Genomic DNA, 15,713 nt, shown 5'->3' with positions numbered 1-15,713 from the left:
GCGGCAACGCCATGCCTACCGCTTCCGAGGCGCTGCTGGCGCGCCTGATCGCCTTCGACACGGTGACCCTCACGCCCAACCTGGCGCTGATCGAGGCCGTGCGCGAACTGCTGGCGGCGCACGGCATTGCCTGCACGCTGGTGCGCAGCGACGACGGCACCCGCGCCAACCTGCACGCGTCCGTCGGCCCCGCCGATGTTCCGGGCGTGCTGCTGTCGGGACATACCGACGTGGTGCCCGCCGCCGGACAGGCCTGGACCGTGCCGCCCTTCGCGCTGACCGAGCGCAACGGGCTCTTGTATGGCCGCGGCGCAGCGGACATGAAGGGCTTCGTGGCCTGTGCCGTCAACGCGATGCTGCTGGCCAGCAACCGTCCGTTGCGGCGGCCGCTGCAACTGGCGCTGTCCTACGACGAGGAGATCGGCTGCGTCGGCGTGCGCCGGCTGCTGGACGTCATGGAAATGGCGCCCACCCGGCCCGCGCTGTGCATCGTGGGCGAACCGACCTCCATGCAGATCGCCACCGGCCATAAGGGCAAGATGGCCTTGCGCGCCGTCTGCCAGGGACTCGAAGGCCATTCCGCGCTGGCGCCGCGGGCGCTGAACGCCATCCATCTGGCGTGCGACATGGTCGGCGCCATGCGCGCCCTGCAGGACGAGCTGCAAGCCCATGGCGCGCGCGACCCGGCCTATGAGGTGCCCTATGCAACCGTCCACGCGGGCTGCATCCACGGCGGACGCGCCTTGAACATCGTGCCCAACGAATGCGCGGTCGACTTCGAGATCCGGCATCTGGCCCAGGACGATCCCGACGCGCTGCTTGCGCCCTTGCGCCAGGCGGCCGAGGACATCCGCGATCAGGCGCGCCTGCGTGCGCCCGCCGCGGATATCCGGATAGAGCAGATCAACGCCTATCCGGGGCTGGACACGCATCCGGCCAGCGAGGCCGTGCGTTTCGTGGAATCCCTGCTGCCCGCCGGGACCGGCAAGACCAAGGTGGCTTTCGGCACCGAGGGCGGGCTGTTCACCCGGCACCTGGACGTCCCCGTGGTGGTGTGCGGTCCGGGATCCATCACGCAAGCCCACAAGCCCGACGAATTCATCTCGCGCGCGCAACTCGCCGAGTGCGATGCATTCCTGGAACGGCTGTTGGCGGCGCTATAGCGCCGGGACGCGTGCTCAATCCGGCTTGATGCCAGCGGACTTGATCAGGGTTTCATAGCGGCCGGCCTCTTCCTTCATGGCAGCCAGCGTGGCCTGGGGCGTGGAGCCGCGCACCAGCAGGCCACGCGCTTCGTAGGTCTGGCGAAACGCCGGATCCGCCGTGACCGCCGTCACCGCCTGGTTGATCCGCGCCACCAGCTCGTCCGGCGTCTTGCCGGGAGCGAACAGGGTAAAGACCGTGGACGGGATGCTGCCGGCCTTGCCGCCCGCCTCCTGCAGCGTCGGCACGTCGGGCATCATCGCCGCCCGCTGCGAAGCGCCGGCGACCAGCACGCGGATCTTGCCGGCCTTGTACTGTTCCGACACCGCCAGGCCGCCAGCCATGACGCTGTCCACGTCGCCAGCCATGGTCGCGGTCATGGCCGGCGCCACGCCCTTGAACGGCACATAGGTGAACTGCACGCCTTCGGCGCCGGCCAGCATGGCCATGCCCAGATGGTTCACGTGGCCCTGGCCGCCGGTGCCGACGTTGATGCGTTGCGGATTGGCCCGGGCGTAGTCGATGAACTCCTTGTAGGTCTTGGCCGGAAAGGCATTGCTGACCGCCACGTAAAGCTGCACCTGGCCCAGGTCGGTGACGGGCTTGAAATCCTCCTGCCACCGGTACGGCACCTTGGCGTACAGGAAGGGATTGGTCTCGAGCGCCAGGCGGTCGACCATCAGCAGCGTATTGCCGTCACCCGCCGCCTTGGCGACGTAATCGCTGCCGATGATGGCGTTGGCGCCGGGGCGGTTTTCCACCACCACGGTCTTGCCGCTCTCCTTGAAGAGGCGGTTGCCCAGGTCGCGCGCCAGCACGTCGGGTTCGGTGCCGGGCGGATACGGCACCACGATCTTCACGGTGTCCGACGGCCAGGACTGGGCCGCGGCCTGGCCGGCCGGCACTAGCGCCAGCGCGGCCCACAAGACGGGTTGCAAACAACAACGGTACGGCGATCCCATGGTACTTCCCCTTGTATATGTCGTTTCCCGGAATAGTCCGGCGACTGAGTTGCCGCTCCGGGCCAGGACGGACCCGGGCGGCTGGAAATCCAGATCAGGACCGGTCCGCTTCACCAGCGGCCGATCAGAATGCCCATCATCCGTTCGTGCGCATGCGTGCGCTCGCGTACTTCCTCGTCGGTCTCGGTGGCGCGGCGCTTGAGGCCTTCATGCCAGTCCAGCAGCGCCGAGCGCATCCGTGCCGCCACCGGCGCCATGCCCGGATCGGCGCCCAGGTCATGCAGCTCGCCCGGGTCGTCGCGCAGGTCGAACAATTGCGCGGGATAGCCCTGCCAATGCAGGTACTTGTAGCGCTCGTCGCGCACCATCAGGCCGGTGCACTCGCGCTCGCCGCGTCCCAGGAACAGGCGCGCCTCGCGGTAGGCGTAGTCCAGGCTGCCCACCACGTACTCGCGCGTGGACGGCGCGGACTCCGACACGCCGCGGATCCCCGGCAGCAGCGAACGGCCCTCGATGCGGTGTTCTTGCCCCGGCAGCGCCAGCGCCTCCAGCACCGTGGGGACGACGTCTATGCATTCGACGAATGCGTCGCTGCGGCTGCCGCGGGTCGCGTCGGCGGCCGGCGCCGGGTCATAGACCAGGCAAGGCACGCGCATCGCGCTGTCGTAGAAGTATTCCTTTTCGCCCAGCCAGTGGTCGCCCAGGTGGTCGCCGTGGTCGGAGGTGAAGAGGATCAGCGTGTCCTTGAGCCGGCCGCTGCGCTCCAGGAAGTCCAGCACCCGGCCGATCTGGTCGTCGATCTGCTTGACCAGCCCCATGTAGACCGGCCGTACGCTGCGCCAGACTTCGTCGCGGGCGAAGGACTGCGACTCTTCCAGCCGCTGGTAGGCGCCATGCACAGGATGGGGGCGCTCCCGCTCCGCCTGCGAGCGCACGGGCGCCGCGCAGTCTTCCGCGCCGTACATGGCGTGGTATGGCGCCGGCGCCTTGTACGGCCAGTGCGGCTTGATGTAGGAAAGATGCAGCGCCCAGGGCTTGTCGCCCTGCCCCTGCATGAAGTCCAGTGCGCGGTCCGTAAGATAGGCCGTCTCGGAATCCGCCGCGTCCACGCGGGCGGGCAGCGGCGCGTTGCGCATCAGCCAGCCGCTGGCGATGCTGCCGTCGGCCGCCTGGCTGCCCACCACGTAGTCTTCCCAGGGGCGTTCGCTGTCGTAGCCGCGTTCGCGCAGGTAGCGGCGGTATGGGCTGTCCTTGGCCAGTTCGAAATGGCCGTCGTAACGCTCGATCGGCAGGAAGCCGCCTTGCAGGAAACGTTGCTCGTCCTCGGCCGCATAGCCTTTGCCCCGCAATCCGGCGCGGTCGGGCACGAAGTGCGTCTTGCCCAGCAGGTGCAGCGGCAGTCCGGCCTGGGCCAGGTATTCGCCCAGGCACCATTCGTCCACCGGATGCGGCACCCGGTTCCAGGTGACGCGGTGCGACAGCGGATAGCGGCCGGTGTAGTAGGACGCGCGCGACGGGCCGCAGACCGCGGACGTCACGTAGGCGCGGTCGTACTGAACGCCCATGCTTGCCAGCCGGTCGATGTGGGGCGTGCGCAAGGCGCCGGCTCCGCCATAACAGGAAAGGTGATCCGCGCGCAGTTGGTCGCACATGATGAACAGCACGTTGCGGACCGGGTTGCCCGCGGGCTGGACCGGTGCGTTCATGGCTGCGCTCCGTTCAGGATCGCCCCGGGCGCGTGCGACGGCTTGCCTGTCGGCTGCGCGGCCATCTGGGTTGCCCCGGGTACGAAGCGGGCGGCGAAGCGACCCAGGGCGTCGGCGGCGTCCGCGCTGCGGCCCAGCGCCGCGACGTAGCGGTCCGGCCGCACCAGCACCCAGTCCGCGCGGGTGCGCTGGAACCAGAAATGCAGCGCGTTCTCCGTATCCTGCAACACGGGCAAGGCGCCGGCTTGCAGTTCGTCGGGATCGCAGCCGCTGCGCGCGCGCTGCGCCGCCACGTAGCGGCAGCCCAGCTTGTCCAGCTGCGCCCGCAGGGCCGGCGGCAGCCCTGCGCGCGGATCGCGGCGCCAGCCTATCAGCGCGAAGCCCGCGCCCAGCGCTTCGTCCAGGCGCAGCGTGGCGCCGTTCTCGCATTCCACCAGCGGCTGGATGAACATGCGGCCGATGCACTCGCGCTGCGTCTTGTCGGCGCTGTTGCCCACCACGCCGCGGCTATAGCGCGGCATGGGCTTGAACTTCATTTGCAGCACATAGTCGCGGATCTTCGGAATATTCCGGATCGACAGGAAGAACGTGTCGCGCAGCGCCGCCAGTACCGGGTTGGTCTGCGACAGCATGGCGCCGAACATGTCGGCCAGCGAAATCATGGCGCGGGCATGGCTGTGGCGTTCGTCGTGGTAGCTCTGCAAGGCGGCCGGGTCCAGGCGGCCCTGCACGATCCAGGCCACCTTCCAGGCCAGGTTGAAAGCGTCGCGCAGGCCGGCGTTCAGGCCCTGGCCGATCCAGGGCGGGGTCAGGTGCGCGGCGTCGCCCGCCAGACAGACGCGGCCCGAGACGAAAGTACGCGCCACGCGGGAATTGTGGGTATAGACGCGGGCGCGGATGACGTTCAACCTGGCCGGGTCGGCCACGTGGTGGCGCAGCAGTTCCTGCACCTTTTCCGGCTGCAGCATCTGCTCGCCGTCCTCGCCCGGAAACAGCATGAACTCCCAGCGCCGCAGGCCGTAAGGCAGGCGCAGGCAGACATAGGGGCGGCGCGGCTCGCAATGCAGCGCGGTATAAGGAGCGTCCAGCGGGTCCTGGTCGCATTCGATGACCACCCATTTGCGCGGATGCGTATTGCCGTCGAAGGGCAATTGCAGAAGGCGTTCGCGCACTGTGCTGCGCCCGCCGTCGGCGGCCAGCAGGTATTGCGTGCGGATCTCGCGCTCGGCGCCCTCGGCATCGCGCACCCGCACCGTGACGCCGCGCTCGTCCTGCGCCAGCGACAGCAGCTCGCTGCCCAGTTCCAGCGTCACATGGGGAAAGCGCCGCAGACCGGCGCGCAGGGTGCGTTCGCCCAGCGGCTGCGAAAACAGGTTGCGGCGATACCAGCCGAACTCGCGCGTGGCCGGCAGGATCTCGGCAAAGCAGCGCTTGGTCCGCGTGTACATGCGCATGGGCACGTTCTGGATCATGTCGCGCAGCATTTCATCGGCCAGGCCCGCGCTCTGAAAGGTGCGCATGGCTTCGTCGTCCAGGCCCACCGCGCGCGGATAGTCCAGCACGTCCCGGTTGCGTTCCAGCACCAGCGTTTCCACGCCATAACTGCCCAGCAGATTGGCCAGCGTCACGCCGACCGGCCCGGCGCCCACCACCAGCACCGGCACTTCTACGATATGCGCCATCTCGGCTCTCCCTTGGATTCTTGTCTTTTGCCTGGCGGGTTGCGCTCAGACGCCTCAGGCGCGCCGCAGGAACCCGCCGACGGCCTGCTCGAAGGCGGCCGGCTGATCGTCATGGATGTAATGGCCGGCGCCTTCTATCTCGACCCATTCCACGTTCGGATTGCGCGCCGCCATGTCGCGGGCGGTCTGGGCCTGCAGGTAGTCCGAACGCCCGCCGCGCACGACCAGGGTCGGACAGCCCAGCGCCTGGACCTGCGGCCACAGGTCCACCACGCGCGCCGGATCGGGGTCCAGCCGGGTCGCGGCGATGCCCGCATGGTCGTGGCGCCAGGTCCAGCCGCCTGCTCCGTCTTCCTTCAGCATGTGGCGCAGCCGTTCCTCGCGGGCGGCTTCGGTCACGCTGGGCCGCAGCGCGCGCAGGTACTCGCGGGCCGCGGCGATGTCGGGAAAGAACTCGGGCGTTTCGCGCAATTCGCGCTGGATGCGCGCCGCGCCCGCGCTGCCTTCGAAAGCGGCGGGTCCGGCATCCTCGACGATCAGGCGCCGCACGCGCTGCGGATGGCGGGCGGCAAAGACGATGGCGGCGATGCCGCCCATCGAATGGCCGAGCAGATCGAAGCGGTCCAGGCCCAGCGCGTCGGCCACGCCCGCCAGGTCATCCACGTAGGCGTCGGTGTAGTAATTGCGCTGCGGATCCCAACTGCTGGCGCCGCGGCCGCGCTGGTCATAGGCCAGGACGCGGAAATCCGGCTGCAACGCCTGCGCAATGCCGGCGAAGGTCTCGGCATAGCCGCGGATGCCGTGCAGCATGAATAGCGGACGCCCCGCCTGGGGGCCCCACTCGGTCAGGTGCAAAGTCATGCCGTTGACGGCGATAGCGGTGTCGCGGCGTTGCATATCGGCTTCCTTTCAGCAGAGTCCGTCTTTGCCCTGGATTTCGCTGGCGGGGATGCCGCCCAGCCGCGCATGCAGGCGCCCGCGCGTGGCAAACGCGAAGGCGATCAGCACTTCGTCGCGGTTGGGCGCGTCGCCGAACAGCGCGGTCACGCTGTCGTAGTGCGAACGGACATAGAGCGCGTCCTTGTGGGCAAGCGGAATGTCGATGACGGTGCCGGGACCGCCGCGCTTGCCGGTGGAAGGCACCCAGGCCTTGCCGCCGCCGAGCGCCGCGCGCACGGGTTCGGCGAAGATGGTGGTCAACAACGCGTTGCCGTGCTCGTATTCGCCGTCCGTGCCCACCACGCAGGCCTTGCCGTAGCTTTCCAGCGGCTGGCCGCCGGCCGCGGCGATGATGCGCCGGCCGAACTCCTCGCCCAGCCTGCCCGAGGGTTCGACATAGCCCGACAGGTCGCGTTCGAAGCGCCCGGCATAGGGGTTGTGCAGCGCGGCCGCGATGACGATCTTGCGCAGCGGCTCGCCGTCGGCCGGTTCGCCGGTTTCAGTAGTGAGGGTGTCGTCGATCTGCAAATACCACTTGCGGATGCGGTAGGGACCGAAGTTGGTGCTGCTCATGGATGCTCCAGAAAATGTGGGATCAGGAAGGAGTGCGCCGTGCGGGCGGTCAAAGCGGGTCCAGGGTCATGGGGACGCTGGGCGCGTTGTGGTCGTGCAGGACCTGCTTGCCCTCTTCGTCGCCGTGCACGGTTTCGCAGAAGAACTCGAAGCGGTGGCCGTCGGGGTCGGTGAAGTACAGCCCGTAGCCGACTTTGTGATCGGTGATTTTCACGACGTCCACGCCCTTGGCCAGCAACATGCCGTAGAGGCGGCGCAGCTCGTCCACGTCGCCCTCGATCTCCAGCCCGTAGTGCTGCATGTTGACGGGGCCGCGGGCGGGCTCGCCTTCGGCCGCGCGGATCAGGGCGATGTCGTGGTGCTTGCGCCCAAAGGACAGGAACACCCATTGCTCGCCGCGCGCGGTCTCCTGCATGCCGAGCACGGATTCGTACCAGGGCGCCGACGCGAACGGGTCGCGCACGAACAGGGCCAGGTGGGTGCGCGCGATGCGCGGCCGGCGGTCTGCCGGCGCAAGCGTGGTGTTGGTGGACATGGCGGTCTCGGGCGGGTGTCAGTTGATGGACTGGGGGTGCGCGGTCACGGGCGCGGCGTACGGCGTCCAGGCCACGGCGGTGATTTCGCTGAAATCGCGCCATTCCTTGAACCAGCTGCGGCCGCCGTCGGTGGAGCGGAACAGATGGCCGTACTTGGTGCCGGCGAACGCCAGCCGCGGGTCGGCTGCGTGCACGCCGAAGGCCCAGAAGGTGGAATTTGGCGGCGTGTGCAACAGCGCCGGCTGCCAGTTGCGGCCGCGGTCGGACGAACGGTAGATCCTGCTGCGCGTGCCTGGCGTGCCGTCGCCGATGGCCAGCAGCAGCGTGTCGGGATCGTCCGGCAGCGCCTGCACCGTGCGGGTGTAGTACATGCCGTCAAAGCGCGACTTGGAAGCCACGCCATTCCAGCGCCGGGCGTCGTCCTCGCTGAGATAGACGGAGTTCACCGTCAGCACCATGGCGGTCTTGGGCGCGGCGGCCGTGGCCGGCAGGACAGCTACGCAATGGATGTCGGGGTTGGCGATGGCATCGGCATTGCCTTCATCGTCCTCGCGCGACCAGGTATCGCCGCCGTCGCGGCTGCGCCACAAGCCCCCTTCTTCGACGCCGAACCAGACCTCGCGGCCGTCGTCCGGATCCACGCAGACCGACAGGATGCGCGGGCGGTTCACGCCGCGGCAGAACTCCGGCAGTTCGGGCGACAGGCGCTGCCAGCTGGCGCCGCCGTCCACCGAACGGAACATCGCTGCGCGCGACGGCGCGCCGGTGCCCGCGTACATGCGCCGCGGATCCGTGGGATCGATGGCCATGGCCCAGACGGTCATGCCGTTCATGGGGCTGTCCACCCGCGTGAAATGCGCGCCGCCGTCGGTGCTGACACACATGCCGGCGTCGGCCCCGGCAAAGACGCGGCGCGGGTCGGCCGGATCCACGGCCAGGCTGCGCACCGTGCCGTCGAACTCGATGGCTTCCTTCAGCCCCAGGCGGTGCCAGGTGGCGCCATCGTCCACGCTGCGCAGTATTCCTTGGCCGGCGGTGCCGACCAGTATCGTGCCTTGCATATCCAGACTCCCCGAATGAGGTTCAGCGGTTCAAAGAAAGATGCCGCGCGTGATGCCGCCATCCACCCCCAGCGATTCGCCGGTGATGGCCCCTGCCCGCGGCGATGCCAGGAACAGCACCGCGTCGGCGATCTCCGCCGGCTGCAGCACCCGGCGTATGGGCGTGGCCTTGGCATAGTTGGCCTCGACCTGGGCGGGGGTCAGCCCCTGCTTGGCGGCTTCCTTTTCGTACAGTTCATGGATGTGGGGCGTCTCGACCACGCCCGGATGGATCACGTTGACCGTGATGCCATGCGGACCCAGCTGGTCCGACAGGGTCTTGGTCATGTGGCAGATGGCCACGTTGCGCATGCCCGAAAGCTGCTTGCTGCCGCGCCCGGTCAGGCCGCCGATGTTGACGATGCGGCCAAAGCCGCCCTGGCGCATGTGCGGCGCCGCAGCCTTGGCGCAGCGCATGTAGCCCACCACCTTGATGTTGATGTCTTCCAGCAGGCCTTCGGGATCGGCCTCGTCGATCTCGCTGCGCACCAGGCCGCCGGGATGGGCCGCGCCATTGACCAGGATGTCGATGCGGCCAAAGTGTTCGGCCACGCGCTGCATCATCGCGTTGACCTGGGCGGTGTCCGACACGTCGGCCGCCACGCCCAGCACTTCCACGCCCGTGGCCCGGGTGATTTCAGCCGCCACTTCGTCCAGCTGCGCCTGGCGGCGCGCCACGATGGCCACACGCACGCCCTCGGCGGCCAGCGCTTCGGTCACCGCGCGCCCGATGCCCAGGCTGCCGCCCGTGACCACCGCGACTTTCCCCTTGAGTTGCAAGTCCATGCTTTGATGCTCCTTATATATATGGCGGCGCCTACAGCGCCATCTCGATCAGGACCGGGCCCGGCTGGCGCAGCGCCGATTCCAGCTGCGTGGCCAATTCTTCCGAGGTCGCGGCGCGGCTGGCCTGCACCCCGTAGCTGGAGGCCAGCCCCACCCAGTCGATGCGCGGGCGGTCCAGCGCGGTCAGTTCGGCCGCGCGTTCGCCCAGCACGGCGTTGCCGCGGCGCAGCTCGTTGCGCAGGATGGCGTACTGGTGGTTGGCGGCGATCAGCACCGTGACCGGCAGGTTTTCATGCGCCAGCGACCACAATGCCTGGATCGTGTATTGGGTGCTGCCGTCGGACAGCACGGCCACCACTCGGCGCTGCGGGCAGGCGATGGCGGCGCCCATGGCGACCGGCAAGCCCTGGCCGATGGCGCCGCCGGTATTGGTCAGCACCGTGTGCGGCGCGGCGCCGGCGGACGCGGCATACAGCGGATAGCCGCAGGTGCCGCCTTCGACCGAAACGATGGCGTCTTCGGGCAAGGCCCGCGCCACCACTGCGGCAATGGATTGCGGCGTCAAGGCGCCCGGCGCAGGCTCGGGCAGTAGCGCGGCGGCGGGTTCGAAAGCCGGCGCGCCCGCCAATTCGGCCAGCGCCTCCAGGCGCGAGGCCGCATCCTGGCCGGGAGCGGCCAGTTCCAGCAGGCGTTCCGCCGGCACCAACCGGCTGGGGTGACCGGCATAGCCGAAGTAGGTCACGGGCGGCAGCGCCCCCACCAGCACCACCAGGTCGGCAGCGTCCAGGGCAGCGCGAGCGGGTTCCGGGAAATACGGCAGGCGGTCGAAGTCCGGCAAGCCCCGGCCGCGTTCCGATCTGGCGGGAAAGGTCTCGGCGTAAGCCTTGCCGCTCAGGGCTGCGCACAGGCGCGCGGCCGCAATCTGCGCGCGGCGTCCCAGGCCGCTGGCGGGACCGCCCCCGCCCAGCAGGAACAGCGGCTTTTGCGCGCGGCTCAGGCGCTGCCATGCGGCGGCGGCGTCGAAGGTCTCGGGCTGCGCAGCGGCCTCGGCGGCAGCATCCGCGGAATCCGGCGTCACGCTTTCCGCCTGGAAGTCGGCGGGAAAGATCAGCGTCGCGCCCTGGCCGCCATCGGCCAGGCTGGCCTGCACGGCGCCGCGGGCGGCGCCAGCGGCGTCCTGGGCGGACGCGATGCGCTCCACCCAGCCGGAGACTGGGCGCGCCAGCGACTCGATGTCCGAAGTCAGGGGCGCGTCGCATTCCAGGTGCCAGCTGGCGTGGTCGCCGATGATGTTGACGATGGGGGTGCGGGCGCGCCGCGCATTGTGCAGATTGGCGATGCCATTGGCGAAGCCCGGCCCCAGATGCAGCAGGGTCGCGGCCGGCTTTCCAGCCAGCCGGCCATAACCGTCGGCCGCGCCGGTGCAGACGTTCTCCTGCAGGCCGACCACGCAGCGCATGCCGCGCACCTCCTCCATCGCACGCACCAGGTCCAGCTCGGTCGTGCCGGGATTGGCGAAACAGACTTCCACGCCCTGCTTGCGCAGAGCCTCCAGCAAGGCACTAGCTCCGGTCATGATTACCGCCTCCTTTTTTCGCTACTTTATCGTAATTTGATAAATGTGCAATTTCTTTTGGCGGATTGATGCTGGATAATTTATTAGAATTATCTATTTGATAGTTCTGCGCGGATCTCCTATACGCGCGTGCACGCTGCGCGCGCGGCGGGACGATTTGCCAATACGCGCCCCTTGGTGCACCCTCGCAGCACGTCAGCCTTACAACACCTCACGCACATGAACAGTCTTCGCCGCATGCTCGATGTCCTGGACCTCTTTCAGCCCGACCGGCCGGTCCTGGACGTCGATGCCATCTGCCAGCTGCGCGGCTACGCGCCCGCCACCGCCTACCGCTACGTGCGCGAACTGTGCGCCTGCGGCCTGCTGGTGCGCCTGCCAGCCGGCTACGCGCTGGGTCCGCGCATCATCGCGCTGGATCTGCAGATGCGGGAGTACGACCCCATGCTGACGGTCAGCCGCGACCTGATCGAGGAACTATCCAGCCAGACCGGCCTGGACGTGCTGCTCAGCGCGCGCTACGACGACAAGGTCATCAACGTGCACCAGCAGGCCGGGCGCAATACCCAGGCCCTGAACTTCGGCCGCGGCCGGCACATGCCGCTTTTGCGCAGCGCGACCGCCCGCGTGATCCTGGCCAATCTGGGGCCGCGCCAGTTGCGCCGCGTCTACGACGAACACGCCGATGCCCCCGACATGCAGCGGCTGGGCCAGGACTGGAAGTCCTTTTCCCGGGCCATGCTGCAAGTGCGCAAGGCCGGCTATTGCATCTCGTCGGGCGAACTGGATTCCGGCAAGACCGGCATCGCCGCGCCGATCTTCGATGAAGAGAACCATGTGCTGGGCAGCATCACGCTCATCGGCATGCAGGACGCCTTCGCGGCCTTCCGCGAGGACTACCTCGCCGGCCTGACCTGCCGCGCCGCCACCGAAATCACCCGCCGCATCGCGCAGGCGCCGGCCAAGCTGCAGCAGGCAGCCTGATCCCCGCCGCGCCAGTTCCAGATTCACGCATGACGCCCGCCATCCGTATCGGTCCCCTCGTCTTTCCCTCGGACCTGCTGGTTTTCATCGTTGCCGCCGCTATCGGACTGCTGGCCGCCAGGCTGCTGACCCGCGGGCAGGAGTCCCGGCCCGACACCAGTACGGTGTTGTGGCGCGCGCTCGTCATCGGCCTGGTCGTCGCCCGGCTCGGCTTTGTCTGGCAGTTCCAGGCCCACTTCATCGAGAATCCGCTCCGGATCCTGGACCTGCGCGATGGCGGCTGGGCCGGTATGGCCGGGCTTGCCGCGGCATGGCTCTACACGCTGTACGCCGCCTTGCGCCGCCAGGCGTCGCGGCCCGCGCTGCTGGGCGCGCTGGCGCTGGCCAGCGCGGTCTGGATAGGCGGCGGGCGGTGGCTGGCGCCCGCGCCGCAGGCCCTGCCCGAACTGTCCGCGCTCGCCTTGCGTCAGCTGGACGGCACGCCCGCAGCGCTCGCGGCCTACCAGGGCAAACCTACCGTCATCAATCTATGGGCAAGCTGGTGCCCGCCTTGCCGCCGCGAAATGCCCGCATTCACCGCGGCGCAAGCGGCGCATCCCGATGTGAATTTCGTCTTCCTGAACCAGGCCGAAGCGCCGCCGGACGTGACGGCGTTCCTGGCGCAGCACGCGCCGTCGCTGCGCAACGTGCTGCTCGATCCCGCAGGCGCGGCCTCGCGCCAGATGAGCAATCGCGGCCTGCCCGCCACGCTGTTCCTGGACGCCCAGGGACGGCTGGTGGACCTGCGCGTGGGCGAGTTGTCCGCGGCTTCGCTGGCCCAGCGCCTGGAGGCGATCCAGGCGCCGGCCAGCGGCGATTGACGCGTTGGCGCTTCAGATCTGCGGTTCGGCCGCGACGCGGGCCCAAGGCAAAGGCTGCCCGTCCGTATCGCGTTCGAATAGCCACAGACGCTGGCCCGCATGGGCGGGCGGTTCTTCCAGCCGCACGACCAGGACCGGTCCCGCGGGCAGCGCCCGGACCGTGGCGATGACTGCGGCAGGCGCACCATTCCGCGAGGGCAATTCGGTCCAGGCCTGCAACTCGGCCTGTTCCACCGCCGCCGCGCGCGCCTGTCCATGGCCGCAAGCCGGGCACCACAGCCGCATGGGATAGACCAGATGGCCGCAGCTGCAACATTGGCTGACGTCGACGCTCATGCTTCCTCCCGCGCCAGCACGGCCGCATTGGCGCACATCCCGTAACGCAGCTGCACCATGCCGTAGCCGGTAGCCACGCCGTGACGCGCGCCGCGCACCTGTCGTTCCCCTGCCTGCCCCAGCAATTGGCGCGCCACTTCGACCAGGCCATGCATGCCGCCGGCGGTGCCCGCCTGCCCGGCGGACAGTTGGCCGCCTGCGGTGTTGACCGGCAAGTCCCGGGTGGCCAGGCGGCGCGCGATGAAGCCAGGCAGGTCATCGATGCTGGCGAAGCCCAGATCGCACAGCTGCGCCAGCGCCATGGCGGGATAGTCGTCGTACACGCTGAGCACATCCATGTCTTCCGGTCCCAGGCCAGCGCGCTGCCAGAGCGCTGGCGCGAACGCCGCGATGCCGGTCTGCAATCCGTCGCCTTCCTGCTGGTCGTCGTTGTAGCGCGCATCGCTGGCCAGCAGCCGCACGCTGATTCCCGCCGGACGCGCGCTCAGCACCAGCGCGCAAGCGCCGCTGACCACCGGCACGCAATCCAGGCGTCCCAGCGGCGGCGCGACCATGGGCGCGGCCAGGTATTGCGCCAGGCTCAATGGATCGCGATACGCGGCGTTGGGGTTGCCTGCTGCCCATAGCCGCTGCGCGACGCATAGCGCGCCATAGTCCTCGCGGGCAAGACCGGCGCGCGCCATCTGCCTTTGCGTGAGCATGGCGAACAGGGGATTCGGCCCCTCGCAGCCCAGGGGACTGAGATAGTCCTGCGCGCTGCGGTTGTAGCCGCGTACCAGCCCTGCGAAATCGGCGCCCGTGAAATGGTCTCCCGCGACCAGCACGATCGTCTCGGCCTGCCCGGCCTGCAACGCGAGCCAGGCCTGGCGCAACAGGTTGATGGCGCTGGCGCCGCCCATTTCGTCCTGCATGCACCAGTTCAGCCGCAGTCCCAGGCGCCACGCCAGATCGATCGCGCGGTCGGGGCGCAGCGTGAATGAAGCCACGCCCAGGCCGTCCACATCGCCGGGCTTCAACCCTGCGCCGCGCAGCGCCTGCGCGATCGCCTCGGCCATCAGGCCGGCCGTGCTGGTTCCCGGGCCGGGATGGCGCAGCGAAGGCGTTTCGCCCACGCCGACGATGCCCGGGCCGCGCGCCGCGCTCACGCCGACTCCTGCCGTGGGGGTTCGCGCGTCAGCAGCAAGGTGATCACGGTGACCGCGGCCATGCCCACCAGGAACCACGCCACCGGGGTCGCCGATTCATATTTGCGCAGCAGCGCCATGGCGATCAGCGGCGACAGGCCGCCGGCGAATACAGAAGCCAGTTCATGCCCCAGCGCCAATCCGGTGTAGCGGACCTCTGCGGGAAACAGTTCGGCGAAATACGCCGGCTGGGTGCCGATCATCGCGGCATGGCAGACCGTGTTGCCCAGGAAGAAGGCCAGGAATATCCACACCGGCTCCTTGGTCTGCACCAGCCAGAAGAACGGGAATGCCACCAGCACCAGGCCGGCCGAACCAATTAGGTACACCGTCCGCCGGCCGATGCGATCGGACAGGTGGCCGAACCAGACCAGCGTGCCGAGCTCGATGAACATCGACACCAGCACGCCGCCCAGCATGACGTCGTTGGGTATGCCAAGGAATTTGCCGTAGGCCAGCGCAAACGCCAGGAAGATGTACGACCCGCCGTTCTCGGCCACGCGCAATCCCATCGCGGTAAAGACCTGGCGCGGATAGCGGCGGAACACTTCGACTGCCGGCATGCCGCGCTTGGCGGTCTTGGCGGCCTGCACGAACTCATCGCTTTCCGGGATGTGCTTGCGGATGTAGAGGCCCACGCCGAAGATCAGCACGCTCAAGAGGAACGGCAGGCGCCAGCCCCAGCTCATGAAGGCTTCCTGCGGCAGCTGCTGCGCCAGCATGAAGACGCCCGACGACAGCACGAAGCCCCCCGCCACTCCCAATTGGCTGAAGGACGAGAAGTAGCCGCGGCGCTTGCCCCCGACCGCCTCGCTGATCAGCAGCACGCCCCCGCCCCACTCGCCGCCCGCGGCCGCGCCTTGCAGGATGCGCAACACCACCATGGCAACCGGCGCCCAGAAGCCGACCTGATCATAGGTAGGCAACAGCCCGATCAGGAAGGTGGCGGCGCCCATCAAGCCCAGGGTCCATTCCAGCGCCAGCTTGCGGCCGTAGCGGTCGCCGATATGGCCGAAGATCACGCCGCCCAGCGGCCGCGCCAGGAAGCCGACCGCAAAGCCGGCAAACGCCCCCATGGTGCCCAGCAGCGGGTCGGTGCCCTTGGGAAAGAACAGTTCGCCGAACACCAGCGCCGCCGCCGTGCCGTAGATGAAGAAGTCATACCATTCCATCGCGTTGCCCGCGACGGACGCCATCACCACGCGCCGCGTGCGTTTTCTGCGCGCATCGTCGCCGGCGGCCGCGGCCGCCCCCTTGTATGCCATCGTCATTGCCGCCCCTAGTCT

General features: G+C 68.8%; 15 protein-coding genes. 3 read left to right on the top strand and 12 right to left on the bottom strand.

Features of this window, described 5'->3' with window-relative positions:
- Positions 1-11 precede the first annotated feature (11 nt).
- Complete coding sequence (gene argE, locus AC1RHV_RS02625; RefSeq protein ID WP_119451513.1) at positions 12-1,163, top strand: acetylornithine deacetylase; 1,152 nt, start codon at positions 12-14, stop codon at positions 1,161-1,163.
- Positions 1,164-1,178: 15 nt separating this feature from the next.
- Here argE and AC1RHV_RS02620 read toward each other — a convergent pair whose 3' ends face one another.
- The 9 genes from AC1RHV_RS02620 to AC1RHV_RS02580 form a co-directional block, all read right to left on the bottom strand.
- Positions 1,179-2,165 (bottom strand): tripartite tricarboxylate transporter substrate binding protein, encoded by a 987-nt coding sequence (locus AC1RHV_RS02620; protein WP_192327733.1) that lies wholly within the window; start codon positions 2,163-2,165, stop codon positions 1,179-1,181.
- A 110-nt stretch (positions 2,166-2,275) separates the two neighbouring features.
- The gene (locus tag AC1RHV_RS02615; RefSeq protein WP_492299675.1) at positions 2,276-3,871 is read right to left on the bottom strand and encodes a sulfatase-like hydrolase/transferase; all 1,596 of its coding nucleotides are present in this window, start codon (positions 3,869-3,871) and stop codon (positions 2,276-2,278) included.
- Positions 3,868-5,553 (bottom strand): bifunctional 3-(3-hydroxy-phenyl)propionate/3-hydroxycinnamic acid hydroxylase, encoded by a 1,686-nt coding sequence (locus AC1RHV_RS02610; RefSeq protein ID WP_492299674.1) that lies wholly within the window; start codon positions 5,551-5,553, stop codon positions 3,868-3,870. Before AC1RHV_RS02610 ends, AC1RHV_RS02615 begins: the two co-directional genes overlap by 4 nt.
- Positions 5,554-5,607: 54 nt before the next feature.
- Complete coding sequence (locus tag AC1RHV_RS02605) at positions 5,608-6,450, bottom strand: alpha/beta fold hydrolase (protein WP_054454573.1); 843 nt, start codon at positions 6,448-6,450, stop codon at positions 5,608-5,610.
- A gap of 12 nt (positions 6,451-6,462) precedes the next feature.
- Positions 6,463-7,065, bottom strand: coding sequence for an amino acid synthesis family protein (locus AC1RHV_RS02600; protein WP_192491833.1), 603 nt, complete (start codon positions 7,063-7,065; stop codon positions 6,463-6,465).
- Positions 7,066-7,114: 49 nt separating this feature from the next.
- Positions 7,115-7,600 (bottom strand): VOC family protein, encoded by a 486-nt coding sequence (locus tag AC1RHV_RS02595; protein ID WP_054454578.1) that lies wholly within the window; start codon positions 7,598-7,600, stop codon positions 7,115-7,117.
- A gap of 18 nt (positions 7,601-7,618) precedes the next feature.
- A complete protein-coding gene (locus AC1RHV_RS02590; RefSeq protein ID WP_054454580.1) occupies positions 7,619-8,662 on the bottom strand; it encodes a WD40/YVTN/BNR-like repeat-containing protein in 1,044 nt (347 codons plus the stop codon).
- Between the two features lie 30 nt (positions 8,663-8,692).
- Positions 8,693-9,487, bottom strand: coding sequence for an SDR family NAD(P)-dependent oxidoreductase (locus AC1RHV_RS02585; RefSeq protein ID WP_054454582.1), 795 nt, complete (start codon positions 9,485-9,487; stop codon positions 8,693-8,695).
- Positions 9,488-9,518: 31 nt separating this feature from the next.
- Positions 9,519-11,063, bottom strand: a complete 1,545-nt coding sequence (locus AC1RHV_RS02580; RefSeq protein WP_492299673.1) for an acetolactate synthase large subunit — start codon at positions 11,061-11,063, stop codon at positions 9,519-9,521.
- 219 nt (positions 11,064-11,282) lie between these two features.
- Between AC1RHV_RS02580 and AC1RHV_RS02575 the strand changes: the two genes are divergently transcribed.
- Together AC1RHV_RS02575 and AC1RHV_RS02570 are read left to right on the top strand one after the other, a co-directional pair.
- Positions 11,283-12,047: an IclR family transcriptional regulator gene (locus tag AC1RHV_RS02575; protein WP_054454586.1), complete on the top strand. Its 765-nt coding sequence runs from the start codon at positions 11,283-11,285 to the stop codon at positions 12,045-12,047.
- Between the two features lie 29 nt (positions 12,048-12,076).
- Positions 12,077-12,907, top strand: coding sequence for a prolipoprotein diacylglyceryl transferase family protein (locus AC1RHV_RS02570; protein WP_492299672.1), 831 nt, complete (start codon positions 12,077-12,079; stop codon positions 12,905-12,907).
- Positions 12,908-12,919: 12 nt separating this feature from the next.
- Here AC1RHV_RS02570 and AC1RHV_RS02565 read toward each other — a convergent pair whose 3' ends face one another.
- Genes AC1RHV_RS02565 through AC1RHV_RS02555 form a run of 3 tightly spaced genes read right to left on the bottom strand, consistent with a single transcriptional unit; the run spans position 12,920 to position 15,698 of the window.
- Positions 12,920-13,243 carry a PhlB family protein gene (locus AC1RHV_RS02565; protein WP_054454590.1) on the bottom strand — a complete coding sequence of 108 codons (324 nt, stop codon included), beginning with the start codon at positions 13,241-13,243 and terminating at the stop codon, positions 12,920-12,922.
- Positions 13,240-14,388 carry a thiolase family protein gene (locus AC1RHV_RS02560; protein ID WP_054454592.1) on the bottom strand — a complete coding sequence of 383 codons (1,149 nt, stop codon included), beginning with the start codon at positions 14,386-14,388 and terminating at the stop codon, positions 13,240-13,242. Before AC1RHV_RS02560 ends, AC1RHV_RS02565 begins: the two co-directional genes overlap by 4 nt.
- Complete coding sequence (locus AC1RHV_RS02555; protein WP_054454595.1) at positions 14,385-15,698, bottom strand: MFS transporter; 1,314 nt, start codon at positions 15,696-15,698, stop codon at positions 14,385-14,387. The genes AC1RHV_RS02560 and AC1RHV_RS02555 overlap by 4 nt, the downstream gene beginning before the upstream one ends.
- Positions 15,699-15,713: the final 15 nt, after the last annotated feature.

The organism is Achromobacter sp. GW823-FHT04E03 (genome assembly GCF_058796095.1).
The sequence above is the reverse complement of the archived record's forward strand: the minus strand, read 5'-3'. Positions and strand labels throughout refer to the sequence as shown.